General features: G+C 66.4%; 1 protein-coding gene. It reads left to right on the top strand.

The features are described 5' to 3' along the window. Positions 1-824 (top strand): M1 family aminopeptidase (locus tag R1101_RS28800; protein WP_037225242.1); only part of this gene is annotated, 824 nt, incomplete at both ends.

Below are 824 nucleotides of genomic sequence, written 5' to 3'. Positions count from 1 at the left end.
CGACGAGATCATCGAGGTCACGCGGCAGGGCATGGACTTCTACGCCGAGCACTTCGACTATCCGTATCCGTTCGGCAAGTACGACCAGGTGTTCGTGCCCGAGTACAACCTCGGCGCGATGGAGAACCCCGGGTGCGTCACCTTCACCGAGGCCTACGTCTTCCGCGGCGCGGCGACCGCCGCCCAGCACCAGGGACGCGCGAACACGATCCTCCACGAGATGGCACACATGTGGTTCGGCGACCTGGTGACCATGAAGTGGTGGGACGATCTGTGGCTCAAGGAGTCGTTCGCCGACTTCATGGGCGCCTTCACCAGTGCCGAGGCCACCGAGTTCACCGACGCCTGGGTGGCCTTCGCGAACCGCCGCAAGGCTTGGGCGTACCTGCAGGACCAGCTGCCCACGACCCATCCGATCGTCGCCGACATCGTCGATCTCGAGGCCGCGAAGCTGAACTTCGACGGCATCACCTACGCCAAGGGGGCGAGCGTCCTCAAACAGCTCGTCGCCTACGTCGGCCGCGACGCCTTCTTCGAAGGTGCCCGCCGGTACTTCCGCGTGCACGCCTTCGGAAATACCACCCTCGACGATCTGCTCGTCGAGCTGTCGAGCACCTCCGGCCGCGACCTGTCGTCGTGGGCACAGGCATGGCTGCAGACCACCGGGGTGTCCACCCTGCACCTCGAGGAGACCGGCAACGGGTACGAGATCGTGCAGAGCGATCCGCGCCCGCACCGCCTGGCCGTCGGCTGTTACGACCCCGACGACTCCGGCGACCTCGTACGGACGCACCGCGTCGAGGTGGACCTCGCGGACGAGCGCA

Source organism: Rhodococcus sp. R1101, from assembly GCF_000278445.1.
GTDB lineage: Bacteria > Actinomycetota > Actinomycetes > Mycobacteriales > Mycobacteriaceae > Rhodococcus > Rhodococcus gordoniae.
Note: the sequence above shows the minus strand (reverse complement) of the source record. Positions and strands in the feature narration are given on the sequence as shown.